The organism is Cognatiluteimonas profundi (genome assembly GCF_009792795.1).
GTDB classification, from domain to species: domain Bacteria; phylum Pseudomonadota; class Gammaproteobacteria; order Xanthomonadales; family Xanthomonadaceae; genus Cognatiluteimonas; species Cognatiluteimonas profundi.
This window is the reverse complement of sequence record NZ_VKHQ01000004.1, coordinates 289,454-314,075: the sequence shown is the minus strand read 5'-3', so window position 1 is coordinate 314,075 and position 24,622 is coordinate 289,454. Positions and strand designations below refer to the sequence as shown.

Annotated in this window: 23 protein-coding genes; 12 read left to right on the top strand and 11 right to left on the bottom strand. The window is 67.6% G+C overall.

What is annotated here, in order from left to right; translation table 11 throughout:
* Positions 1-1,410 carry a coniferyl aldehyde dehydrogenase gene (locus GST15_RS08095; RefSeq protein WP_159016743.1) on the top strand — a complete coding sequence of 470 codons (1,410 nt, stop codon included), beginning with the start codon at positions 1-3 and terminating at the stop codon, positions 1,408-1,410.
* A 101-nt stretch (positions 1,411-1,511) separates the two neighbouring features.
* Here GST15_RS08095 and GST15_RS08090 read toward each other — a convergent pair whose 3' ends face one another.
* Positions 1,512-3,749 (bottom strand): YadA-like family protein, encoded by a 2,238-nt coding sequence (locus GST15_RS08090; protein WP_159016742.1) that lies wholly within the window; start codon positions 3,747-3,749, stop codon positions 1,512-1,514.
* Between the two features lie 319 nt (positions 3,750-4,068).
* Between GST15_RS08090 and xth the strand changes: the two genes are divergently transcribed.
* Positions 4,069-4,881, top strand: coding sequence for an exodeoxyribonuclease III (xth, locus tag GST15_RS08085; protein WP_159016741.1), 813 nt, complete (start codon positions 4,069-4,071; stop codon positions 4,879-4,881).
* Here the strand turns inward: xth and rhlB are convergent.
* Entirely contained in the window at positions 4,853-6,526 is a 1,674-nt protein-coding gene (gene rhlB, locus GST15_RS08080) for an ATP-dependent RNA helicase RhlB (protein ID WP_159016740.1), read from the bottom strand. The genes xth and rhlB overlap by 29 nt on opposite strands.
* 233 nt (positions 6,527-6,759) lie before the next feature.
* Here rhlB and trxA point away from each other — a divergent pair, with 233 nt between their 5' ends.
* Positions 6,760-7,086, top strand: coding sequence for a thioredoxin (gene trxA / locus GST15_RS08075; protein WP_159016739.1), 327 nt, complete (start codon positions 6,760-6,762; stop codon positions 7,084-7,086).
* A gap of 254 nt (positions 7,087-7,340) precedes the next feature.
* The gene (rho, locus tag GST15_RS08070; protein WP_159016738.1) at positions 7,341-9,056 is read left to right on the top strand and encodes a transcription termination factor Rho; all 1,716 of its coding nucleotides are present in this window, start codon (positions 7,341-7,343) and stop codon (positions 9,054-9,056) included.
* An 85-nt stretch (positions 9,057-9,141) separates the two neighbouring features.
* Here the strand turns inward: rho and fabG are convergent, their stop codons facing one another.
* From fabG to GST15_RS08030, 8 genes are read right to left on the bottom strand one after another with little or no spacing between them, the layout of a single operon-like run.
* Positions 9,142-9,876: a 3-oxoacyl-ACP reductase FabG gene (gene fabG, locus GST15_RS08065; RefSeq protein WP_159016737.1), complete on the bottom strand. Its 735-nt coding sequence runs from the start codon at positions 9,874-9,876 to the stop codon at positions 9,142-9,144.
* Positions 9,877-9,902: 26 nt separating this feature from the next.
* On the bottom strand, positions 9,903-10,412 hold the full coding sequence (locus GST15_RS08060) for a hotdog family protein (RefSeq protein WP_484482022.1): 510 nt from the start codon (positions 10,410-10,412) through the stop codon (positions 9,903-9,905).
* Positions 10,409-12,745, bottom strand: a complete 2,337-nt coding sequence (locus tag GST15_RS08055) for an MMPL family transporter (RefSeq protein ID WP_159016736.1) — start codon at positions 12,743-12,745, stop codon at positions 10,409-10,411. Before GST15_RS08055 ends, GST15_RS08060 begins: the two co-directional genes overlap by 4 nt.
* Positions 12,742-13,395, bottom strand: a complete 654-nt coding sequence (locus GST15_RS08050; RefSeq protein ID WP_425482224.1) for a LolA-related protein — start codon at positions 13,393-13,395, stop codon at positions 12,742-12,744. Before GST15_RS08050 ends, GST15_RS08055 begins: the two co-directional genes overlap by 4 nt.
* Positions 13,331-14,383 (bottom strand): lysophospholipid acyltransferase family protein, encoded by a 1,053-nt coding sequence (locus GST15_RS08045; protein WP_159016735.1) that lies wholly within the window; start codon positions 14,381-14,383, stop codon positions 13,331-13,333. Before GST15_RS08045 ends, GST15_RS08050 begins: the two co-directional genes overlap by 65 nt.
* Positions 14,380-14,694: an ApeI family dehydratase gene (locus GST15_RS08040; RefSeq protein ID WP_425482215.1), complete on the bottom strand. Its 315-nt coding sequence runs from the start codon at positions 14,692-14,694 to the stop codon at positions 14,380-14,382. The genes GST15_RS08045 and GST15_RS08040 overlap by 4 nt, the downstream gene beginning before the upstream one ends.
* A gap of 60 nt (positions 14,695-14,754) precedes the next feature.
* Complete coding sequence (locus GST15_RS08035) at positions 14,755-15,504, bottom strand: ketosynthase (RefSeq protein ID WP_159016733.1); 750 nt, start codon at positions 15,502-15,504, stop codon at positions 14,755-14,757.
* Complete coding sequence (locus GST15_RS08030) at positions 15,479-15,748, bottom strand: phosphopantetheine-binding protein (RefSeq protein ID WP_159016732.1); 270 nt, start codon at positions 15,746-15,748, stop codon at positions 15,479-15,481. The genes GST15_RS08035 and GST15_RS08030 overlap by 26 nt, the downstream gene beginning before the upstream one ends.
* Positions 15,749-15,903: 155 nt before the next feature.
* On the opposite strand from GST15_RS08030, the gene GST15_RS08025 reads away from it, so the two are divergent.
* From GST15_RS08025 to virB11, 8 genes are all read left to right on the top strand, one after another.
* Positions 15,904-17,247 (top strand): NAD(P)/FAD-dependent oxidoreductase, encoded by a 1,344-nt coding sequence (locus GST15_RS08025; RefSeq protein WP_159017114.1) that lies wholly within the window; start codon positions 15,904-15,906, stop codon positions 17,245-17,247.
* Positions 17,244-18,254: a chorismate transformation FkbO/Hyg5 family protein gene (locus GST15_RS08020; protein WP_199268739.1), complete on the top strand. Its 1,011-nt coding sequence runs from the start codon at positions 17,244-17,246 to the stop codon at positions 18,252-18,254. The genes GST15_RS08025 and GST15_RS08020 overlap by 4 nt, the downstream gene beginning before the upstream one ends.
* A gap of 81 nt (positions 18,255-18,335) precedes the next feature.
* Positions 18,336-18,587 carry a hypothetical protein gene (locus GST15_RS08015; RefSeq protein ID WP_159016731.1) on the top strand — a complete coding sequence of 84 codons (252 nt, stop codon included), beginning with the start codon at positions 18,336-18,338 and terminating at the stop codon, positions 18,585-18,587.
* Positions 18,584-19,027 carry a toxin co-regulated pilus biosynthesis Q family protein gene (locus tag GST15_RS08010; RefSeq protein WP_233263107.1) on the top strand — a complete coding sequence of 148 codons (444 nt, stop codon included), beginning with the start codon at positions 18,584-18,586 and terminating at the stop codon, positions 19,025-19,027. Before GST15_RS08015 ends, GST15_RS08010 begins: the two co-directional genes overlap by 4 nt.
* A 75-nt stretch (positions 19,028-19,102) precedes the next feature.
* Positions 19,103-19,945: a VirB8 family type IV secretion system protein gene (locus GST15_RS08005; RefSeq protein ID WP_159016730.1), complete on the top strand. Its 843-nt coding sequence runs from the start codon at positions 19,103-19,105 to the stop codon at positions 19,943-19,945.
* Positions 19,942-20,697, top strand: coding sequence for a TrbG/VirB9 family P-type conjugative transfer protein (locus GST15_RS08000; RefSeq protein WP_159016729.1), 756 nt, complete (start codon positions 19,942-19,944; stop codon positions 20,695-20,697). Before GST15_RS08005 ends, GST15_RS08000 begins: the two co-directional genes overlap by 4 nt.
* Positions 20,694-21,893, top strand: a complete 1,200-nt coding sequence (locus GST15_RS07995; RefSeq protein WP_159016728.1) for a TrbI/VirB10 family protein — start codon at positions 20,694-20,696, stop codon at positions 21,891-21,893. Before GST15_RS08000 ends, GST15_RS07995 begins: the two co-directional genes overlap by 4 nt.
* A 10-nt stretch (positions 21,894-21,903) precedes the next feature.
* A complete protein-coding gene (gene virB11, locus GST15_RS07990) occupies positions 21,904-22,956 on the top strand; it encodes a P-type DNA transfer ATPase VirB11 (RefSeq protein WP_233263106.1) in 1,053 nt (350 codons plus the stop codon).
* A 51-nt stretch (positions 22,957-23,007) separates the two neighbouring features.
* Here virB11 and GST15_RS07985 read toward each other — a convergent pair whose 3' ends face one another.
* Complete coding sequence (locus tag GST15_RS07985; RefSeq protein WP_159016727.1) at positions 23,008-24,561, bottom strand: peptide MFS transporter; 1,554 nt, start codon at positions 24,559-24,561, stop codon at positions 23,008-23,010.
* Between the last annotated feature and the right edge of the window lie 61 nt (positions 24,562-24,622).

Here is a 24,622-nt window from a genome sequence, read left to right as displayed (position 1 = left end):
ATGGACTCGAGCGACACGCAAGCGACCGAACTGCAACCGACCCTGGAACGCCTGCGCGCGGCGTGGTCGGCCGACATTCCCACGTATCGGCAGCGACGCGAGGACCTGCAGCGACTGCGCGCCGCGATTGCGCGCGACGTCGATGCGATGGACGCCGCCATCCAGGAGGATTTCGGCCATCGCTCCACGCACGAGAACCTCGTCTCCGAAGTCATGATCGTGCTGGCCGAGATCGACCATGCGATCGCACGGCTGCGCCGCTGGATGCGGCCGCGACGGGTCCCGGTGGGTTGGCGTTTCTGGCCGGCGCGGGCCGAGATCCGGCCGATGCCGGTGGGCGTGGTCGGCATCATTTCGCCGTGGAATTACCCGGTCAACCTGGCATTGATGCCGCTGGCATCAGCCATCGCGGCGGGCAATCACGTCTACCTGAAGCCGTCAGAACACACGCCGCGCACCAGTGCATGGATGCGGGCACTGCTGGCGGATGTGTTCCCCGCCGATCGCGTCGCCGTGGCATTGGGCGGATCGCAGGTGGGTGCCGCATTCGCGGCCTTGCCGTTCGACCACCTGTTGTTCACCGGATCCACGGCGACCGGGCGCAAGGTGGCTGCCGCGGCGGCACCCAATCTCACGCCGCTGACGCTGGAGCTCGGCGGCAAGGCGCCGGCGATCGTGGCGCAGGACTTTCCACTCGACGTGGCGGCCGCGCGCATCGCCTCGGGCAAGTGGTTCAACGCCGGGCAGACCTGCATCGGCGTGGATTACGCATTGATCGACGCGCCGCGTCGCGATGCCTTCATCGCGGCGCTGTGCGCGGAATTGCGCGCGCGCTTCGGCGATCCGGCGATGAGCGAGGACTACACGCGGATCATCAACGACAGCCAGTACCAGCGACTGGTCGGCTACGTCGAGCAGGCCCGCGCAGGCGGCGCGCGGGTGATCGAGCCGGTTGCATTCGATGGTGCCCATGCGCGCCTGTTCACGCCGACGCTGGTGCTGGATGCGCCCGACGACAGCGCACTGATGCGCGAGGAAATCTTCGGGCCGATCCTGCCGATCAGGACCTATCGCACGATCGACGACGCGATCGCCTGGATCAACACGCACGATCGGCCGCTGGCCCTGTATCCCTTCAGCCGCGATCGCGCGACGGTCGAGGACATCATCCAGCGCACGCTGTCGGGCGGCATCAGCGTCAACGACACGCTGGTGCACTTCGGCGTGCACGCACTGCCATTCGGCGGCATCGGCCCCAGCGGCAGCGGCGCCATCCACGGCCGCGCCGGCTTCGAGACCTTCAGCAAGCTGCTGCCCGTCTTCCGGCAGTCGCGCTGGGCGGCGAGCGACCGGATCAAGCCGCCGTATCGGGGCGCGGTGGATCGGTTGATCCGGTTCCTGGCGAAGTAGTCGCTGGCGGTCACGCTCTCGCGCCGACTCCCGTCTTGCGTTCTCCCAGACAAAAAAAGGCCCGGAAAACCGGGCCTTTCTTCAACGCTGGCGAGCCTGGCTTACCAGCCGAAAGCCGCGCCGGCTCCCACCGAGTTGTCGTTGCCGCTGAACGCGCCGCCCAGGGTGATCACCGCCCGGTCCGACAGCGCGCGCTGGTAACCGAAGGCCAGTGCATTCGCGCCGTGGTAGTTGCCCACGCCGACGGCCACGCGATTGGTCGTGCGCACGCCGGCAGCGGATGCCGTCATGTTGGCCATTGCCGCGCCCATGGCACCCACCTTGTCGATGCGCGAGTCCTGCTGCCGGAACCGGTCATCCACGCTGGCGCTGAAGTTGGTGAAGTCGAGGTTCAGCGTCGCGACCTTCTGGTCGGTGTAGCTGTGGGCCGACTGCAGCGTGCTCGCATCGCCGGCGTCGGCATGCGAGTTGGCCGACGCCAGGGTCGATGCATCGCCCGACTGCAACTGTCCCAGGTTCACCGCATCGGTGGCGGCCGTGCCGTTGGCGACGTTGGACACGCGGGTACCGTTGGCTCCATCGAGCGTCAGCTGCCCATGGCTGCTGTCGTCGTATGTCACCGCATCCGGAGCACTGGTTCCAGCCGGACCGGTCGGGCCAGTCGGGCCGGTGGGACCTGTTGGACCGGGTGTCGTCTGGATTGCAGCAATCGACGTCTTCAATCCGTCGATCTGCAGGTCCACCGCGCTGAATGCGGAGCCGACATCGTTGTAGCTCGAGCCCTGGATGATGTAGGTCGGCGCCGTGAACGTGCCGCCCAGGTAGCTGGCGCCGCCACCGAACGCGCTGGCGAGTGGATACAGCTGCCGCAGGTTGACCGCGTCGGTATCAGTGGTGCCATCGGCCAGGTTGATGATCTGGCGCTCGTTGCCCACCGAGCCGATCGACACCGCGTTGTCGCGGTCGGCGAGCGAATTGCTGCCGATTGCGACACTGTTGGCACCGGTTACCAATGCGTCGTCGCTGCCGTCATTGGCGCCGTCTGCCTTGAAGTAGCGGTCGGTCGTCGTGGCCACGGACTGCACGGCCTGGAGCTGCGAGAGATTGACCGCGTCGGTCAACGTCGTACCCGCTGCGACGTTGGTGATCTGGCGCTCGCCGCCGACGTATCCGACCGACACACTGTTGTCGCGGTCGGCAATGGAATTCGCACCAAGCGCCACGGCGTTGTTGGCCGAGACCGAAGCGAATGAGCCTAGCGCGGTGGCGCTGGTGAGCCCAAAGGCGGTGTACGCGTTTCGGCCTAGTGCGATGGACGCGTCGCCCAGGGCGGTCGCGCCGGCACCGATGGCCGTCGTGGCCACGCCGTTAGCGGTCGCGGTCTGGCCGATCGCGACGCTGCTGGCTCCGGTCGCCTGGCTGGACGAGCCGGCTGCGAAGCTGTTGTCCCCGCTGGCGGTATTGGAATAGCCGACCGCGCTGGCGTAATTGCCGTCGACGACGTTCGCCGCACCGAGGGCGCTGCTTTCAAAGCCGTTCGCCGTGTTGCCGAAGCCCAATGCGCTGCTTGCGTAGTTGCTCGCGGTATTCCCAAATCCGAAGGCGCTGCTGCTGCTCCCGGAAGCGCTGTTGTTGAAACCGAACGCGGATGCTTCCGCGTTATTGGTGACGTTGTACATCCCGACCGCCGACGAATTATCACTGTTGGCATGGTTCTGGGAACCGATTGCGCTGCTATTGGAGCCATACGCTGAGTTGGCGTAGCCAAAAGCGCTGCTGTAGTCAGCAGTGCTGTAGTAGTTGTTGCCGACGGAATTGCCCGAGCCAACGGCGCTTGAATAATTGCCGTAGGTCGTGTTCTGGGAACCGATTGCGTTGCTATTGGAGCCATCCACTGAGTTGACGTAGCCAAGAGCGCTGCTGTAGTCAGAGTTGCTGTAGGAGTTGTTGCCGACGGAATTGCCGTAGCCAAAAGCGCTGCTGTAGTTAGCGCTGTTGTAGTAGTTGTTGCCGACGGAATTGCCGTAGCCAAAAGCGCTGCTGTAGTTAGCGTTGCTGCCGTAGTAGTAGTAGTAGGAGTAGTAGTTGCCGACGGAATTGCTCGAGCCAACGGCGTTTGAATAATCGCTGTAGGTCGTGTTGTTGTTGCCAAACGCGTTGGTCGAGTAGCCGTAGGCAGTGTTGTACATGCCGCAAACGGTTGAGTCATACGACCCATACGAGTTGTAGCCCCAGCCAATGTCCTGCTGGCACTCACCGGCCATCGCCGGCGCCGGATGGGCAATGTACAGGCTCAGCGCGCTCGCGATCGCGAGCGCAAGATGGTTGTTGCGCGACATGGAACTTCCCCTGGGATCAAGACGTCGGACATTGCACGCATGCAATGGGGAGTCGGCTGCACACCCCCGGGTGCTCGCGCAAGGTACGCGTCCGCACTGTGCCTGGGAACACTGTCGCAATACGTCGCTTTCGGCATCGCAAAATGCTCGCCAGAGTGACGCTCGCGGGCGCATTTCCGCGCGCGGGCGTCACATTCCACGCCGAACCGCCGTGGTTGTCGCATGGTCCGTTCGCGCGGTGCGCGGATTCGATCGCTACGCGCACGCCAGTCCGGCGCCGGCGGACGGGCGTGGGGTCGCAAAGCGATAAAATGCAGCGATGAAGATCGCCTCCTGGAACGTCAACTCCCTCAACGTGCGGATGCCGCACCTGGAGCAGTGGCTGGGCGAGTCGGCACCTGACGTCGTCGCGCTGCAGGAAACCAAGCTGCCCGACGAGCGTTTCCCCGACACCGCGCTGGCGGGCTTGGGCTACCGCAGCGTGTTCGCCGGGCAGAAGAGCTACAACGGCGTGGCCATCCTCGCGCGCGGGCATGCGATCGAGGACGTGCAGGTCGGCATCCCCGGCTTCGAGGATGTCCAGCAGCGCGTGATCGCGGCCACCGTCGACGGGGTGCGCGTGGTGAACTTCTACGTGGTCAACGGACAGGCGGTCGGCAGCGGGAAGTTCGACTACAAATTGCGCTGGCTGCAGGCCGCGCGGGCGATGCTCGCCGACGAAGCTGCGCGGCATCCCGAGCTCGTGGTGCTGGGCGATTTCAACATCGCGCCCGCCGACATCGACGTGCACAGCCCGAAGCGCTGGCACGAGAAGATCATGTGTTCGACCCAGGAGCGTGCCGCGCTGGCCGGCATCGGCGAGCTGGGGCTGCACGACAGCTTCCGGCTGCACTGCGACGAGCCGGGACATCATTCGTGGTGGGACTACCGGCTGCTGGCATTCGACCGCGGCTGGGGGCTGCGCATCGACCTGGTGCTGGTATCCGAGGCGCTACGCGCACGCTGCACGGCGGCAGGCATCGACCTGGCGCCGCGCGGTTGGGAACGTCCGAGCGACCACGCGCCCGTGTGGGCACGGTTCGATCGGGACGCCGTGTCGCCGCTCAGTGCTGCGAGCGCGGCGCCCGGGTAACCAGCGACTTCAGGCCCTTGCCGATGCGCGAGATGAGCGACGGCGCATCGCTGCCAGCCGCCGGCGGTGCATTGACCCGCGTGGCGATGACCTGCGAAGTCCCCGTCGGCAGGGTCGGCGCTGCGGCGGCTTCGGCGCCTTCGATGCGCTTGCCGCCACGACGCCGGCGACGCTTGCGCGGTCCGCGCTCCGCGTCAGGCGCAACGACTGCCGCGGCGGGAGCAGCCATGGCGGCCGCTTCGACCGGGGCCGCTGCGGCGGGAGCCTGCGCCGCCGGTTTGCGTGGCGGACGCGGTCCGCGCTCCGCGCTGCCGGTACGGCCGGCGGAACTGCGTTCGCCCGATCGCGGCTTGATGCCGCGACGCTGGTCTTCCGCGGCGCGCTGTTCGCGCGCTTCCTTGAAGATCGCGCTGACGCTCTCGCCTTCGGCGGCATCGACCTCGACCCCTTCGCGCGGCTTGCGCGGGCGCGCCACCAGCAGGTCGGCGGTGATCGGCTCGACCGGGATCTTCTGCTCGATGTAGGCCTCGATGTCCGGCAGGCCCTGCGCATAGCGCTCGCAGGCGAAGCTGATCGCATCGCCTTCCGCTCCGAGGCGTGCCGTCCGGCCGATGCGATGCACGTAATCCTCGGCATCGAATGGCAGGTCGTAGTTGTAGACGTGCGAGACGCCGTCGATGTGGAGTCCACGCGCGGCGACATCGGTGGCGACCAGGATTTCGAGCTGGCCTTTCTGGAACTTCGCCAGCAGCGACTCGCGCTTCTTCTGCGGCACGTCGCCGGACAGCACGCCGACGCGATAACCGGCGCGTTCCAGCGCGCGCGCCACGCGTTCGACCCAGGCCTTGGTGTTGACGAAGACCATCGTGCGCGCGCCTTCGCTGCGTGACAGCAGGCCCAGCAGCAGCGGCAGCTTCTCGTCGTCGGCCGGCAGGTACATCAGCTGGCGCACGGTGGAGTTGGTGATGAACTCGGACTCGACGGTGACCTTCTCCGGCTCGTTCATGTGCTCGTAGGCGAGCTCGAGCACGCGATGCGACAGGGTCGCGGAGAACAGCAGCGTCTGCCGCTCGGTGCGCACCGGCATGCGGCGCAGCAGGAAACGGATGTCCTTGATGAAGCCCAGGTCGAACATGCGGTCGGCCTCGTCCAGCACGCAGATCTCACAGGCGTGCAGCGAAACCACCTTGTGCTGCTTGACGTAGTCGATCAGGCGGCCCGGGGTCGCGATGATGACGTCGGCACCGTCCTGCAGCAGCTGGCGCTGCTTGTCGTAGTCGACGCCGCCGTAGACCAGCGCGAACTTCAGGCCGAGGTCGGCGCCGAACTTCACCGCGTCCTTGTGGATCTGGATCGCGAGTTCGCGCGTGGGCGCCAGGATCAGCGCGCGCGGATCCTCCGGCTTGCGCTCGGCGAGCGCGGGTCGCGTCATCAGCCGGTTGACGACGGTGATGAGGAAGGCGAGGGTCTTGCCGGTGCCCGTCTGCGCCTGGCCGGCGACGTCGCGGCCGGGCAGGGTGATCGGCAGCGTCAGCGCCTGGATCGGGGTGCAGCGGGAGAAGCCGGCGGCTTCCAGCCCTGCGAGCAGTGCAGGTTGCAGGTCGAAGCTGGAAAACGAGATGTCGGTAAGGGGCTTGTCGCTCATGCGTTTGCAGTCAGTCCGGGATGGCGCGCGGTGCGCGCTTGCGTGGGAGGCGTCGGCGCAGCAGACTGCCGATCAGCGTTCGGGGCCGCGCACGCTCTGATGAGCCGGCGCTTGAAACCCTCTTGAAAACGCCCCAGTTTAACAGTAATGCGTCCCTTCCGGCCGCGCATCCAGTTGATTTACCGACAATTGATCGGGTCGGTCCCCGTCCGGTCAGCAAGGAGCCATTGCCCATGACCGACAACGTGATCCACGCCACCGACGCCGACTTCGACAGCCAGGTCCTGCAATCCAGCGAGCCGGTGCTGGTCGATTTCTGGGCGCAATGGTGCGGGCCCTGCAAGATGATCGCCCCCGCGCTGGATGAGCTGGCGCAGACCTATGCCGGTCGCGCCAAGGTGGTGAAGGTCGATATCGACCAGAACCGCGCGGTCGCGCTGAAGTACCACGTGCGCTCGATCCCGATGCTGCTGCTGTTCAAGGACGGCCAGGTCCAGGCCACCCAGATCGGTGCGGTGGGCAAGGCCCAGCTGGCCCAGATCATCGACAAGGCGCTCTGATCCCAGGCTCTGCCGGCGGTGACAGGCGGTCCGCCCCTGTCGCCCGTCGCGGACCCTGCACAGGGTCCATCACGCTGGCGCCAGCTCGGCACGGACCGTAAACGACGCATCCGGATCGCTTGCCGCCGCTACGCGGGGGTGCTAGTTTCGCCCTACCGGCACGGGTTTCTCTGCCGCACCCCCTCTCAATACCCCATTTTTACCGCGCCGCCCGCCCACTGCGGGCGCTGGCCGCTTAGCGAGGAAATCGCATCTTGTCCGACAACACCCCCGACTCCGGCGAAGCCGCCGAGAAGCCTGCACGCAAACCCCGCGTTGCCCGCGCCCCCGCCGATACGACGGCCGCGATCCAGGCGCCCGCGCCGGCCGTGGCTGCCAGCGGCAACCGCCCGCCTGCCGCGCCAGGCGTGACGCCCGCGCCGCAAGGCAGCGCCAGCCAGCCAACCAGCCAGGGTGGCGGCGCCGAGCCCGGCGGCAGCCAGGGCGGTGGCAGCCAGGCTGGCGGCGGCGACCAGGGCGGCAACGCCGAGCAGCGTGACGGCCACAACAATCCGCGCCGCGACCGCTTCCGCAACCGCCGTGATCGCGACCGCAGTCGCGGCGGCGGCGGCGGTGAACGCCCGCGCGACGACGGCATGCCGCAGGACGACAACAGCAACCAGCAGCACAACGCGCAGCGTCCGGCCAACATCCCGGAAGGCTTCCCGCAGTACTCGCTGGGCGACCTCAAGCGCATGCCGGCGCAGAAGCTGCTCGACATCGCCGAACAGCTCAACATCTCCGAAGGCGTCGCCCGCGCGCGCAAGCAGGACGTCATCTTCGCGGTGCTGAAGGTGCTCACGCGGCATGGCGAGGGCGTTGCCGCCGACGGCGTGCTGGAAATCCTGCCGGACGGTTTCGGCTTCCTGCGCGCGGCCGAGGCGAGCTATCTCGCCGGCCCCGACGACACCTACATCTCGCCCAGCCAGATCCGCCGCTTCAACCTGCGCACCGGCGACCACCTGTCCGGTCGCATCCGCTGGCCCAAGGACGGCGAGCGCTACTTCGCGCTGGCCGTGGTCGACACGATCAACGGCGAGCCGATCGAGGCGTCGAAGAACAAGGTCCTGTTCGAGAACCTCACGGCGTTGTTCCCGCGCCGCAAGTTCAAGCTCGAGCGTGGCGACGGCAGCACCGAGGACATCACCGGCCGCATCCTCGACCTGATGGCGCCGCAGGGCAAGGGCCAGCGCGCGCTGATCGTGTCGCCGCCCAAGGCCGGCAAGACCATGCTGATGCAGCAGGTCGCGACCGCGATCACGCACAACCATCCGGACGTGCACCTGATCGTGCTGCTGATCGACGAGCGTCCCGAGGAAGTCACCGACATGCAGCGCACCGTGCGCGGCGAGGTGATCAGCTCGACCTTCGATGAGCCCGCAGGCCGCCACGTGCAGGTCGCCGAAATGGTGATCGAGCGCGCCAAGCGCCTGGTCGAGCACAAGAAGGACGTGGTCATCCTGCTCGACTCGATCACGCGACTGGCGCGTGCCTACAACAACGTCGTGCCGTCGTCGGGCAAGATCCTGTCCGGTGGCGTCGATGCCAACGCATTGCATCGCCCGAAGCGCTTTTTCGGCGCCGCGCGCAACGTCGAGGAAGGCGGCTCGCTGACGATCATCGCCACCGCGCTGGTCGAGACCGGCAGCAAGATGGACGAGGTGATCTACGAGGAGTTCAAGGGCACCGGCAACTCGGAAGTGCACCTGAACCGCCGCATCGCCGAGAAGCGCGTGTATCCGGCGATCGACATCAACCGCTCGGGCACGCGTCGCGAAGACCTGCTGATCGAGCCGGAACTGCTGCAGAAGATCTGGATCCTGCGCAAGCTGCTGCACGGCATGGACGAGATCGGCGCAATGGAGTTCCTGCTCGACAAGATGAAGTCGACGAAATCCAACGACGAGTTCTTCGCCTCGATGAAGCGCTGACCAGCAATTCGAGCAAACGAAAACGCCGGCAATCGCCGGCGTTTTTCGTTGTGGCCCTTCGCGCGGCTTGCCGGCTGGCGCGCCGTCAGCCCATGCCGCCGTTGATGCCGATCACCTGGCCGTTGATGTAGCCGGCTGCGTCCGAGCACAGGAATCGCACCAGCGCGGCGACTTCATCGGGCGTACCGGCACGGCCGGCGGGCACCATCGCCTTGACCTGCTCGGCGCCGAAGCTGTCGTCGGCCATGCGTCCGCGGATCACGCCGGGCGCCACGACATTCGCGGTGATGCCGCGCGAGGCCATCTCACGCGCAAGCGATTTGGTGGCGCCATGCAGCGCCGACTTCGCCGCCGCGTAATTGCACTGGCCGCGGTTGCCAAGCACCGCGGCCACCGACGACACGCTGACGATGCGACCCCAGCGCCCGCGCGCCATCGGCAGCAGCAGCGGTTGGGTGACATGGAAGAAGCCATGCACCGACACGTCGACCACGCGCTTCCACTGCGCCTCGGACATGCCGGCCAGCGGCGCGTCATCGTGGATACCGGCGTTGTTGACCAGGACATGGATGGGCCCTGCGAGCAGCAATGCCTCGATCGCCCCCCGTGCCTGCGCGCCATCGGCCACGTCGAAGACGACCGCCTCGGCGCTGCCGCCGTCCTGCGTGATGGCGTCGACGATGGCCTGGGCGCGATCCGGATTGCCGTGCGCGTGCACCACGACATGCAGCCCGTCGGCGGCAAGCTGGCGGCAGATCGCGCCACCGATGTCGCCGCTGCCGCCGGTGACCAGCGCACGCCGTGCCTGGGTTGGATTCATGACGGGGCTCCGTGCCATCGCAGGCGTCAGTCGGGTTGCTGCAACACCACGGCCGCGCGTCCTTCGGCCAGCAGGCGCCCGTCGTGGCTGATGCGGAAGGCATATTGCCAGCTGCTCCCGCCGTCGGTCAGGACGTCGGCGCTGCAGGTCAAATCGCCGGGCAGGTCGTCCACGCGCGCCACATGCAGATCGACCGCCCGCAGCGCCACCAGCAGGCCCGGCTTCGCCCGCCCACCGGCCGCCCGCGCAAGCAGGCCGCCGTGCACCGCCATCGCCTGGGCACCGTATTCGCACAGGTGTACCGCGCGCAGCTGTCCGCGCGAGCGCAGCGGATGCGCCGGATCGCGATGGTTGCAGGCGCGTAACCGGATGCTGCGTGGATCCCACGCGACCACTTCATCCCACAGGCACATGTCGCCCTGGTGCGGCACCAGCGACAGGATGACGTCGCGGCCGATGACGTCGTGGCCGCTGACGTCATGCCCGCTGGCGTCAGCGACGCCGTCGCCAGCGCTGGCAGCGTTGGTCGGCGTCATCCCGGGGCAGTCTCGTCGCCCGTGGCAACCGGCTGTCGCGTGATCAGCAGCGCAAGGATGAAGTTGGCCAGCACGCCGAGCGCGACGGTGCTGCCGATCGCGCGCAGCACCGGGATCGAGGACGCCGCCAGCAATGCGAACACCAGCAGGGTGGTGAGGCTGCAGACGATGACCGCGTGCAGGGTGCGCAGTTGCTCGGCGCGATTGTCGCCGGCGTGCTCGAAGAACAGCCCATAGTCCAGGCCCAGCCCGGCGGCCAGGATCAGCGCGACCAGGTGGAACAGGTTGAGCTCCACGCCAAAGCCGCGCAGCACCGCCACGATCAGCAGCGTCGTCAGGGCCATCGGCGCCAGCACGCGCAGCACGCGATGGGTCTGGCGCAAGGCGAGCCACACGGTCGCGATGAGCAGCAGCGCGGCGATGCCCAGCGCGTACAACACACGCTGGCGGTAGGCCACGACCAGCGATTCGGACGCCTGCTTGAGGTCGAGCAGCTGTGCGCCATGCGCGGCGGCGACGCGTTCGACGGCCGCCGGATCCGCGAGCCCGGTCAAGGACACCAGTGCGGTCGCGTGATCGGTCCGTTGCAGCAGCAGGCCGGCGATGCTGGTGGCAAGCGGCGTGCCGTCCAGGTCGCGCGGGGTCAGTGGCGGCGCTGCCCTGGCGATGCCGACGTCACGCTCGAAATCCGCGAATGCATCGCTGCGGAACGGCGTCGCGGCGACCGCATCGGACAGCGTCGCCTGCAGCGTCGCCGCATCGGGCAGCTGCGCCTGGCGACGGCGCTGGGTTTGCGCGCTGGGCAGGTAGCGCGCGGCGAGGTCGTAGCCCGCGATCGCATGTCGCGCCACCAGCGCGTCGAGTTCCGGACGCAGGCGCTCGCTGGCGCGCAGCACGTCCTCGGCGTTGCGACCGCCCAGGGTGATGACGTAGCGCACGTCGGGCGCGCCGAGCTCCGTGCGCAGGCGGGTGTCGGTCGCCATCGCATCGGCCGGCACCGGGGTCAGCTTCGACAGGTCGTTCTGCCAGAAGGCGCCGGGTGCGAACACCACCACCGCGACGGCGATCGCCGCCACCAGCAGCAATGCAACGCGCGGGCGCGGCAGGCGCGAGAGTTGCGTCCACAGGCGCGCCAGTCGCGGCGAGTCGGCGGCATCGCGCGGACTGGGATCGATGAGCCAGGGCAACAGGAAGCGCGTGGTCAACGCCGCGGTGCCCAGCCCGACGATGGTGAACACCGCCAGTTGCTTCAGGCCGTCGACGCCGGATGCCATGAAGGTGACATAGGCGATACAGGTGGACGCGACGCCGGTCGCCAGTGTCGGCCAGAGCTCACGCGCGCTCTGGCGTGGCGACAGGCCGACGCGCTGATGACTGAACAGATGGATCGGGTAATCCTGGACGACGCCGATCAGGGTGAAACCGAAAGCGACCGTGATTCCGTGCACGCCGTCGAACAGTGCCGCCACCGCGCCGAGGCCGGCAAGGCCCGCACTCGCCAACGGCAGCACACCCAGCAGCGGCGCCTTCCAGCTGCGATAGGCGAACCACAGCAGCAGGATCAGCCCGATGGTGTCGATGGTGCCGATCCAGCCGGCCTCGCGCTGGGTGCGCCCGCCGATCTCGACCGAAAACGCGCCGGGCCCGCTGAGCGTGAGTCGCGAGTGGCCGGGGCCACGCAGCTTGGCGAACGTCTGCTGGATGGTGTCCACCGCGACCTGCTGTCCGGTCGGGTCGAAACCGGCCGCCACCGTCTCGGCCACCAGCAGGGCCTCACGGCCGCGATGGTCGAACCAGACATCGTGCAGGCGCTGTGGCGCATTGGCTGGCTGCCAGGACTCGGCGAGCTTGAGGGACTCGAGCGTGGGATCGGACGCAACGAGCGGCTCGATCAGCGACGCGGCCGGCGAACCCAGATCCTGCAGCCGCGCCTGCAGCGCGTCGCCAAGGGTCGCTGCATCCAGATGCTGCCCGTCGAGCGTGTCGGACAGCAGGTAGCGATAGGGGCGCAGCCGCGGCGGGATCGCGTCGAGCCCACTGTCGCCGTTGGCGACCAGCGCGAACAGTGGGCTGCGCGCCAGTTGCTGGCGCAGCGCCTGCGATTGCCGCGCCAGCGTTTCGGGATCGTCACCGGACAGCGCGATCAGTAGCAGGCGCGAGCCCGGGCCTTCACCCAGTTCGTCCATCAGCAGGTGCTGCGCCGGCGTCTGTGCGGCCGGCATGAACTTGCGCAGGTCGCCACTGAGTTTCAGGTGTTGCCCGACCAGCCAGCCGGCGACCAGCAGCAGCGCCAGCCACGACAAAGCCAGCGCCAGCCGCGTGCGCGATGTCATTGGTGCGCGCTGTCCTGGTGGCAGAGGGTCGCCAGCTCGGTCGCCGTCGCGGCGGTCGCGGCGGCATGGGCCGCACCGGCCAGCAAGGTGCGTTGCACCTCACCCTTGCCGGCGGGAGTGGTCTCGATGCAGCGCAGTTCGGCGCCGCGCCCGTACAGGGTGATGTCGCGCACCTTGGCCGCGAAGGCCGCGTCCTTCGGGGTCAACGTCAATGTCCAGTGCTGGTGGCTGCCGCTGCTGGCAACGCGGTAATGCTGGTCGAGCAGCTGGCGATCACCGGACAGCAGTGCGCCGAAGCTGGCCTGCAGCCCGGCGAGCTCGGGGACGCGCGACAGCGAGAAGCTGCGCGGCGACTTGCCGGCGCGGGCGATGCTGACGGTGCCCGAACGGATCGTCGTGGTCTCGGGATACGGCGACCGCACCTCGCGCACCAGCGTGTCGTCGGTGGGGCGGCGATATTCGCCCTCGATCCGCAAGGGCGCCTTCAGCAGCGGCGAATCGCGCAGCTCGACGAACGCAGTGCGCATCGGCGCCGGGCGCGCCAGCCGCGCAAGGATCCACTGCGTGCTGGCGCCATCGACGGCGTCAGGTGCCGCGAACAGCGGGGTGCTCGCGATCAGCGACAGCGCCAGCAGCGCGGTCCGTGGCAGTCGCCAATGCCCTTGCCGCGAGGGCAGGGTCGGTGCGGGCAGCCATGCTGCGATCGTGGGGAGCATCGTCGGAAGGATCCCAGAAGTCATAGAAGTTGAACCAGTTGAAGGGGGCCAGGCGCGCGTAATGTTCCAGTCGCCCGGCATAACGCTGGATAAGTGCCGACAAGGCCCGCTGACGCTCGGACCGCGGGATCCGCAATCCGTCGCTGAACGTCTCGAATGCCAGGTCGTAGCGGTTGCCGCCGCGATACAGGCCGAAGGCCAGCACGATCGGGGCGTGCAGCACCGAGGCGATCAACCATGGCGTGCGCGGGAAGCGCGCGGTCTGGCCCAGGAATGTCGCCGTCTCGGCTGAATCCCCGCTCTGCACGCGATCCACCAGCAGCGCCACCAGGTGGCCGTCGGAGACTGCCTGCTGGATCGCCAGCATCAACGACGGCCCATCCTGCGCTGCGTCGATGACGTTCGCCGCGATCACCGGATCCAGCGCATCGAGCAGTTGCGTCATCGCCGGGTTGTGGCCCTTGTCGAGCACGACGCGGATGACGTATTCCGGACGTTGGCGCGCAAGCACGCGCATCACCTCGAAGCTGCCCAGGTGCGAGCCGAACAGCAGCACGCCCTGTTGCTTGTCCAGTTGCGCGTGGACGTCGTCCAGCCCGCTCATCGTGACCTGGAAGTTCTGCAGCCGTCCGCTGAGCAGGAACACGCGATCCAGGATCGTGGACGCGAAGGTGTGGATGTGGCGGGCGGCATCGGGCCATCGCGCCGGCCGTCCCAGCACCCGTTGCAGGTAGGCGGCCGACGCGCGGCGCTCGGGGCCGCGCATCAACAGGAAATACAGGGTGATCGGTCCCAGCAGCAGCCGCGCGACCTTGCGACCGGCATGGCGGGCGATGCCGCGAATCAGCCAGATCGCGAACAGGCCGCCGCCTTCCGGCCGTTGCTTCCATTGGGTGCATGCCGGTGTGTCGTTGCTGCTCACGACGCCACCACCTCGCCGCTGGCGATCACCACGTCACCGCGCAACACGCGAAAGCGCCAGCGTGGCGACGCGCCGTCGAGCAGGACTTCGGCGGTTTCACCCGGCAGCAGTGGCTGGGCGAACTTCACCTGCGGCAGGCGCAGCGGCCCCAGCGGGTTGCCTGTTGTCGCCTCGATCGCCTCCAGCACCCGGTCGAGCACCACCACGCCAGGCACGATCGGCCGTCCCGGGAAATGCCCGGGCAGGCTTGGGTGATCCTTGGGAATGACGAACTGCATTGCGGAAAAACGCCCCCGTGTGGCGCGAAGCATGATGGCGCCGAACTGGCGCCGCAAGCATCCAGTGGCGTCAAACGGCCGGATGTACGGCGATCAGTGCATCACATCACGCCAGAACGCGGGCCCCAGCCGTGCCATCTGCTGGAAGAAATCCAGCAGGTTGCGGTAGCGCCCGGGGAACCGTCGCTGGCGAACGGCGAATTCAGCCAGGAAGAACCCGCACATGATGCCCAGGTTGGCGGCCCAGCCCAGCCAGGATCCGAGCGTCTGGCTGATGGCAACGGGTGATGCGATGCCAAGGCTCGCCAGCAGGCCATGCGGGACGACGATGCAGGCCAGCACCAGGTTGGCCAACGCCAGTGTCGCGAGCAGGATGGCCCAGGCGCGGGTCAGGCGACGGGTGTAATCGCGAAGGTCCGCTGGCAGTGCCGATGCGGGCATGGCGTCCAGGCCGGCGACCATGCGTGCAATCAGCGGCACGCGGCCGGGGAGCAGGGTGCGACCAAAACCATAGCCAACCAGGCCGATCAACACGACCGGGACCAGCAGCAATGGCAGCAGCGCATAGGGTGAATGCGCCAGCCAGGCCAGCAAGGCTGCACTGCCGGCCAAGCCCGCCCACGCCGATGCGCGCATCAGCAGCAGCGGTCGCATCAATGCGATGAGCACGATGTCGCCGATGGCCAGCGCGGCGAGGACGCCATCGCCGCGGTCGCTGGCAAGATGCGACAGCACGAAATACACGATGCCCAGCAGCAGCCGGATGCCGCCGCTGTGACGGTCGCTCAGCACGCGCGCATGCGCGCGATGCGCAAGCTCAGGAAGCCCGGTGCTGCTGGACATGCGCGGCCAGCGCGCGCAGCGAGGCGAAGATGCGGCGGTTGTCCTCGTTGTCGGATTTCAACTGGAAGCCGTAGCGCTTGCTGATCGCCAGGGCGAGCTCCAGCGCGTCGATCGAGTCCAGTCCCAGTCCGGTATTGAACAGCGGCGCTTCCGGGTCGATTTCGCCCGGGCTGGTGCCTTCGAGGTTCAGGCTTTCGACCAGGAGTTCAGCCAGTTCGCGTTCGGCGTCGGTCTGCGGAGACATCGTGGATTCCAGTGCAAGAAAGCCGCCACGATCCGGCATCGGGCGCCGGCGTGCAACTGTGAATGCCGCTGCCGGCGCCTGCGCCCGTTATCATGGGCGCTGCATTTCGGGGTATCGATGGCACATTCATGAGCGACCCGGCTTCGCAGAGCCCGATGAACGGAGCGGGGGATTCCCCGGGCTCCGGCACCGTCGAGACCGACGTGCTGGTCATCGGCGGTGGCCCGGCCGGCAGCACCGCCGCGACCCTGCTCGCACGCAGCGGCTGGAAGGTGCTGCTGCTGGAAAAGGAACACCACCCGCGCTTCCACATCGGCGAATCGCTGTTGCCGATGAACATCCCGATCCTCGAGCGCCTGGGCGTGCTGGAGCAGGTGCGCGCGATCGGCGTGCTCAAGCGTGGCGCCGATTTCCCCGTCGAGGGCGGTGCATACAACGTGTTCCGCTTCGATCGTTCCTTGCGTGGCAGTGCCGGCTACGCCTTCCATGTCAGGCGCTCCGAGTTCGACCAGCTGCTGTTCGAGCACGCGCGCAATGAAGGCGTCGATGCGCGCGACGGCACCCGGGTCGAACGCATCGCCTTCGACAAGCAGGGACGACCGCAGGTCGTGCATGCGCGACAGGGCGACGTGGAGTTGGCCGTGCGCGCGCGCTACGTGATCGATGCCAGTGGGCGCGATGCGTTCCTCGGCGGCAAGCTCGGCATCAAGCGCCGCAACCGCAACCATCAGTCGGCCGCGGTGTTCAGCCACTACCAGGGCGTCACGCGACGCGAAGGCGACGATGCCGGCAACGTCACCATCTGCCGGCACGAACACGGCTGGATCTGGTTCATTCCGCTGCGCGATGGCATCACCAGCGTCGGCGCGGTCTGTTCGCCGGATTATCTCAAGCAACGGCGCGGTGAGACCGAGGCGTTCCTGCTGCGCACGCTGGAATCCGTCGACTCCGCGCACGAGCGCATGCGCGACGCCGTCCGCGTCGCCCCGGTGCATGTCACCGGCAATTACGCCTACGACTGCAGCCGCATGAGCGGCCCGGGCTGGGCGCTGCTGGGCGATGCCTGGAACTTCGTCGACCCGATGTTCTCCTCGGGCGTGTACCTGGCGATGAACAGCGCCGAGCTTGGCGCGGCCGCCATCGACAAGGCCCTGCGCGATCCCGCCCGCGAAGCGGCGTTGATGCACGACCTGGAGCGGCGCCTGGGCCGCGGACTGGACGAATTCAAATGGTTCATCTACCGGTTCACGTCGCCGACGATGAAGCGATTGTTCGCCTCCCCGCGCAACGTGCTGCAGGTCGAGCAGGCGGTCGTGTCGATGCTGGCCGGTGACGTCTTCGATGCCAGGGGCGTCATCTGGCGGCTGCGCGTGTTCCGCTTCATCTACGCGATGACGGCTTTGCGGATCGCGCCGGATGCATTGCGCAGCTGGTGGCGTCGTCGGCAGGCGGTGCGCCACGACCTGCCGGCGGAAGCCATGCGGGCGGACGCCCCATGAGTCGGCAGGCGACCGGCCAGGCCGATGCCGCACCGCGTTTCGCCGTCGATTACGTCTACGCGGATGCGCCGACGGCCTTGCTCGACGATCCGCATGTGCTCGCGGTTTTCGGCTTCGGCGATACCGTCCCGACCAGCCATCCGGACCCGCGCTACCTGCGCGTGCCGCTGCAGCCCTATGGCGGTCCCGCGCCGTACGAGGTGTGGCGAACCGACGCGCCGGTGCAATGCGGTCGCGAAGGCGAGATCGCCTGGTCCAGCAACGGCAAGCTCGCGTTCGGCGTCATCGAGGTCGAAGAAAACGATACCGGCATCGATGCCGCCGCCGAGCATGCCTACGCGCTGCTGACCGCTTTCGTCCGCGACAGCGGCACGCCGTACCTGCTGCGCATCTGGAACTACCTGGATGCGATCACGCGTGGCGATGGCGATGCCGAGCGCTATCGCCAGTTCTGCGTCGGCCGCGCGCGCGGCTTGGGTGCATTCGACCCGACCCGCCTGCCGGCGGCCACGGCGATCGGGCGCTGCGACGATGCGCGCGTGCTGCAGGTGTACTGGCTGGCCGCCGCCGCGCCGGGAACAGCGATCGAAAACCCGCGCCAGGTCAGCGCCTATCGCTATCCGCGCGCCTATGGTCCGCAGCCGCCCAGCTTCGCCCGCGCCATGTTGCCGCCCACTGCCGGCCATCTTCCGCTGCTGCTGTCGGGCACCGCGAGCGTGGTCGGGCACGCAACCATGCACGCCGATGCGACGCTGGCGCAGGTGGACGAGACCTTCGCCAATTTCGCCAGCCTGCTCGGAGCTGCGCGGGTCTCGCATCCGGAGTTGCCAGCGGTTTTCGGCGCAGGCACGCGACTGAAGGTCTATGTGCGCGACCAGGGCGACCTTGCAGCCGTCGCCGAGGCGATGCAGTCACGTTACGGCGAACAGGTGCCGCACATCGTCCTGCACGCGGCGATCTGCCGCCGCGAGTTGTGCGTGGAAATCGACGGCGTGCATTCGGCCTGAGCGCGCGGCGTGTCGCTTGACGGTCCGCCTGCTCCGCTCTAACCTCTGGCTCGCGCCGGATCGGCCCGCTCCCATGGACAGGTGAGCGAACCGGTCGACAGTGGCGCGACACGCGAAGCGGGATTGCTTCGATCGCAACCAGGGATGGATACGGAGGAAGACGTCGGCACGGATGCCGCCAATGCCCGGGTGCGGGCAACGCACGGTGCTGCCTGCACCGTCGCAACAGATCTTCCCCATTACGGGATCCTTCCCGCCGCCACGATCCGCAATGCGTCCCTGCAGGCGCATGCGCGGATCGCGGTCGCCCTATCCATTGTCGGTGCCCCATGACCTTGCTTCCTGTCGCGCGAACGATGTGCGTGTTCGCTGCATTGTTCGTCCTCGCCTCCTGCGCCACGCGGCCGGCACCGGGTATTTCCGGTCGCTGGAAACCCGTCAACCACTTTGCCGATGCGCCGGATGAAATCCCGCTGCGGCGCGGCTACGTTTTCAGCGCCTCGCCGCTCGACGGCACGCTCAGGACCCTGCTGGCGCGATGGGCGGCCGATTCGAGAATGACCCTCGACTACCAGCATCCGTCGGACTTCAGCCTGTACCGGCCGGTAGCGGAGATCCGCACCGGCGATCTGCAGCAGGCCGTGGCGTCGCTGTCGGCGCTCTACCGCCAGCAGCGTGTTCTGGTCGCGGTCAGTGGCAACGCCATCGTCGTGCGCCAGTCCGATGCGGCGCCCGTACCGTCGTTGCCAGGCGGAACCGCAGCCACGCAATAAGCAGCAGCCACGCCACCATCGCCTGCGCAGGATCGCGCGGGCCTACCGATCCAGCAGCACAGGGATGCGCCGCCGATGACTTCCACACCACCACCGCCTGCGGGACTCGCCCGCGCCTTGTCGCGATCGGTGGACTTCGAGACGTCCCTGGCGGACGTCGTCCGGCGCAGCGAACGCCGCGCCTGGCTCGTGGCGGCTTGCGCCGTCGCGCTGGCGCTGCTGCTCGCGGGCGGCTATCTCGTCGTGCTGCCGCTGAAGGAGAAGGTGCCTTATCTCGTGATGGCCGATGCCTACACCGGCACCAGCACGGTCGCGCGCCTGTCCGGCGACTTCAACCACGCGGGCATCACCGCGGGCGAAGCGATCAATCGCAGCAACGTCGCGCACTTCGTGCTCGCGCGCGAGTCCTACGACTATGCCCTGATCCGGCTGCGCGACTGGGCGACCGTGTACACGATGGCGTCGCCGGCGGTGGCGGCGGACTACAGCCGCCTGCACGCATCGCGCAATCCCGACAGTCCCTTCAACACCTATGGCAAAGGCCGCTCGATCCGCGTCGCGATCCTGAGCATCCAGCTGTTGCGCCCCGCGCCCGATGCCGCGCCGCGAGGCGCAACGGTGCGGTTCCAGCGCGAGGTCCATGACAACGCCAGCGGCGCCACGCGGCCGCTGGACAACCGGATCGCGACGCTCGAATTCGCCTACAAGCCCGAGCTCGGCATGGACGAGAAGGACCGCATCGAGAACCCATTGGGCTTCCAGGTCACCACCTATCGCGTCGACAACGACTACGCGCCGGACCCGCCGCTGGAAGATTCCAATGCAGCGCGAGAAGCGGCGGCGCCGGCAACGGCCGCGGATCAGGCGCCCATCGTTGGCGTCGCTGAAAAGCCTGCCGCCACGGAGGCCGCGCCATGAGCCGCCATGCCATCGGCATTGCCACGATCGTGCTGGCAACGACCGGGGTCGCGACACCGCTGCATGCGCAGGTCGTGGAAACCTACGACTACGTCGCCGACCGGATCTACCAGGTCCGGACAGGGCTCGGCATCACCACCCAGATCGAGTTGAGCCCCAGCGAAACCGTGGCTGACTTCAGCACGGGCTTCAGCAATGGATGGGACCTCACCCGGCGCGGGAACGTCTTCTACCTCAAGCCGCGCAACGTGGATGTCGATACCAACCTGGTGATCCGCACGGCAACGCATTCCTACATCTTCGAGTTGCGCGTGGTGGCGACCAACTGGAAATCGCTCGATGACGCCAGGCGCGAAGGTGTGCAGTACAAGATCACCTTCAACTATCCGGCCGACAGCCGCTTCGTCGCCGAGTCCAGCGCCGCGCCGCCACTGCAGCTGGATACGCGACTGCAACCCGATCGTCGCTACAACGCCGGCTACGACTACGCCACCACGACGCGACAGCGCTGGCTGGTCCCCGCCGCGGTCTACGACGACGGACGCTTCACCTACATCCGCATGGCCGGCACGGCCGACATGCCCACCGCGGATTTCCCGGCGGTCTTTGCCCGCGAGCGCGAAGATGGCGAGGACTTCGTCGTCAACACCACGGTGGAACGCGACACGCTGGTCGTCCACGGCACCTACCCCTACCTGGTCCTCCGCCACGGCAGCAATGTCGTTGGCCTGCGCAGGAGCGCGACGCCATGACCACGATCGCCGATCGCAACCGCGACGATGATTCCCTGCGGCAGGATGGGCTGGACGCCAGTTTCCATGCCGAGCGTGGTGCGCAAGCCGCGCATCCGGACCTGGATGCCGGCATTCCCGTCCTGCGGGCGCTCGATCATCCGCGCATCAATCGCAAGGCACTGGCATTCCTCGGCGCGATCGTCGTCCTGCTGGTGCTCGCGGCGGCGTGGATGTTCCATGGCGCCGCCGCAGGCAGCCCGACCAGTCGCGCACGCGCGGAGACCATCGTGATCCCGCAGCTGCCGTCGACCCCGACGATGCCGGCCGCCGCCAGCGTGCCCGTACCCATCGCCGTGGAACCGCTGCAGGCGAGCGCATCGCCACCATTGCCGCCGCTCCCCGAGCAGCCGATGCGCCCCGCGACGACGTTCCCGTCAGGTGCTGCGCCGGCACCGCCGCCGACACTGATGCAACGCCGGATGGACGTTCCCGACCCGGGTGTCGGTGCGCAGCCTGCGAATCCCTATACACAGGCCTTGCTTGCCGGAATGCCACCGCCGCCGGGACAGGCTGCCGCAGCGACGCCGGTCGTGCTCGCCGACAGCTCCGGCGCTCAGTTCATCCGCCACCCGGACGCACTCCTCGTGCGCGGCACCTACATCCGTTGCGTGCTGGAGACGCGGATCGTCACCGACATCCCGGGATTCACTTCCTGCGTGGTCACCGAGCCGACCTACTCGATCAATGGCCGCAACCTGCTGCTGCCGAAGGGATCCAAGGTGTCGGGGCGCTACGACACCGACGCCAACGGCCCGCGCGTGGCGGTGGTCTGGGACCGCATCACCACTCCCGACGGCGTGGACGTCGGCATGGCCAGCCCGGGCGTGGACAACCTCGGCGGCGCGGGGCATCCGGGCGACTACGACGCGCACTGGAGTGCACGGATCGGCGCTGCGTTGATGATCAGCATGATCAGCGATGCCTTCAAGTACGAAGGCGAGCGACACGGACCCCGCACCACGACGGTCAGCAACGGGCTGGTGACGCAGGCGCCGTTCGAGAGCAACACCGCGCGCACGATGGAACGGCTGGCCAACCAGGCGCTGGACCGCAGCATCAGCCGGCCGGCGACCGTGACCATCAACCAGGGAACGGTACTGAACATCTACGTGGCGAAGGACGTCGATTTTTCCGCCGTGGTCACCGCGCGCTGACGCCCGCGCCGTGGAGAGCGACTTGCCGCTGGCGCGTGTCTCCAGCGATTTCCTGACCTACCAGTACGAGGTGCTCGGCATCCTCGAGCACATGGCGGCGACGGACGTGACCGAAATCTGCATCAACCGCCCGGGCGAGTTCTACCTCGAACGGGCGTCCGGATGGCAGCGCATCGCGGCGCCGTCGCTGACCTTCGAGCGCGCGCGGCAGTTCTGCACCGCCGTGGTCAACGAGAGCAACACCGGACAGCGCATCACCGACATCGAGCCGGTCGTCTCGCTCACGTTTCCCACCGGCCAGCGCGCGCAGTTCGTGATTCCGCCCGCCTGTGACGCGGGCACCGTCTCCATCACCATCCGCCTGCCCTCCCGGCAGGCGCGCAGCCTGGTGCAATACCACGAGCAGGGATTCTTCGCGGGCATCGCCGAGGCGGACGGCATCAGCAAGCAGGACAGGGAACTGCTCGCGCTGCGCAGGGCGCGCGACTTCGCAGGGTTCTTCACCCGTGCCGTGCAATACAAGAAGAACATCGTCGTGTCCGGCGCGACCGGCAGCGGCAAGACGACCTTCATGAAGTCGCTGGTGCAGGTGATTCCCGCCGGCGAGCGGCTGGTCACGATCGAGGATGCGCGCGAACTGTTCATCGACCAGCCCAACGTCGTGCACCTGCTGTATTCAAAAGGCGGCCAGGGCAGCAGCCAGGTCACCGCCAAGACCTGCATGGAAGCCTGCCTGCGGATGAAGCCCGACCGCATCATCCTGGCCGAGTTGCGCGGCGACGAAGCGTTCTATTTCATCCGCAACTGCGCCTCGGGCCATCCCGGGTCCATCACCAGCTGCCATGCCGGCAGCACCCGCCAGACCTGGGACCAGCTGGCGCTGATGATCAAGGCTTCGCGGGAGGGCGCCGGCCTGGAATACGAGGCCATCCTGCGCCTGCTGAGGATGACCATCGACATCGTCGTCCATGTCGCCGCGCATGCGGGCCGGCGCGGCATCACCGCCATCGAGTTCGATCCGGGCTGCGGGCAGGCAGCCTCGCAAGGCAATGTTGCGGGCTGAGGCGCGCGGGTGATACGGGCGCCTGCCGTGCGCAGGCGCCCGCTGTCGTGCTTACTTGATGCCGTGCATCAGGCGATTGATCACCGGCGCGATCAGGAAGAGGAACACGCCCGCCCCCAGCAGCAGCCAGAAGCTGAAGGTGAATCCTTCCAGCGCCGACGCGACCGTCATGCCGGTCTCGCCGCTCACGCTGCCGGCGAAGATGCCCGACAGGTTGTTGCCGATGGCGGTGCTGAGGAACCAGCCGCCCATCGCCAGCCCGACGTACTTCATCGGCGCCAGCTTGGTGACCATCGACAGGCCGATCGGCGACAGGCAGAGCTCACCCACCGTCTGCAGTACGTAGACCAGCACCAGCGGCCAGAACGGGATCTGTCCGTCCCCGCTGACCAGGTTCTTCAGCGCGTACATCAGCACCAGGAATGCCACGGCGTTGCCGAGCAGGCCGAGGCCGAACTTGCGCGGGATCGAGGGCTCCTTCCCGGCGCGGCCAAGCACGCCCCAGATGAGCGCCACCACTGGTGCGAGCACCACGATCGCCAGCGGATTCACCGACTGGAACCAGCCGGTCGGGAACTCCCAGCCACCGAACATCTGGCGGTTGACGATGTTCTCGGCGAGGAAGTTGAAGGAGCTGCCGGCCTGTTCGAAGAACATGAAGAACAGGATGTTGAACAGGAACAGCACCAGCATCACGATGACCCGGTCGCGCTGCACCTTGCCTTCGCGGATGCCCTCCACCAGCAGCATGAGCGACAGGCCGACGAACAACGCGGCGAGCACGTAGCCAAGGATCGATGCACCGACGCGCGCCAGCAGCAGGTAGACGATCGGCACCGCGATCGCCGCGCCGATGATCACGTACAACATGCTGGAGGTGCCGTTGCGCTCGACCGGCGGACGACCGATGGCACCCAGCTGGCGACGTCCGAACCAGAACCACAGGAAGCTCAGCACCATGCCGAAGCCGGCAGCCGCGAACACGACCTTGTAGTTCTGCTGCATCGGCGTGTCGGTGATCACCGCCGCCAGCCAGCCGGTCAGCAGCGGCGCGACCAGCGCGCCGGCATTGATGCCCATGTAGAAGATGGTGAAGCCGCGATCGCGGCGATCGTCGTTGGCTGCATACAACTGCCCGACCATCGTGGAGATGTTCGGCTTGAACAGGCCGTTGCCGACGATCACCAGCGACAGTCCCAGCAGGAACACCGACTGGCTCGGCAGCATGATCACGAACAGGCCCGAGCCCATGATCACCGCGCCCAGCAGGATCGAGCGCTGGTATCCGATGATCCGGTCGGCGACATAGCCGCCGAACAGCGCGGTCGCATAGACGAGTGCCAGGTAGGCACCGTACGTGCGGCTGGCATAGCCCTGGCCCGATGCGTCGCCGTTGAAGAACTGCGCGACGATGTAGAGCGTCAGCGCCCAGCGCATGCCATAGAAGGCGAAACGCTCCCAGAACTCCGTCATGAACAGCATCCACAGCGGCCGCGGGTGGCCAAGCATCTGCGGGAAACTCGGCGGGGCAGCCTGTCCGGACGACATGCCCTGGATCGGTGGACCCATTGGCTCGGCGGCGTTCGATGGCATGTTGGTGCTCATGCAGTTCCCCTTGTGATCGCAATGACGCGCGTCGGCGTGACGGGCGAGGATCGCCCGGCGC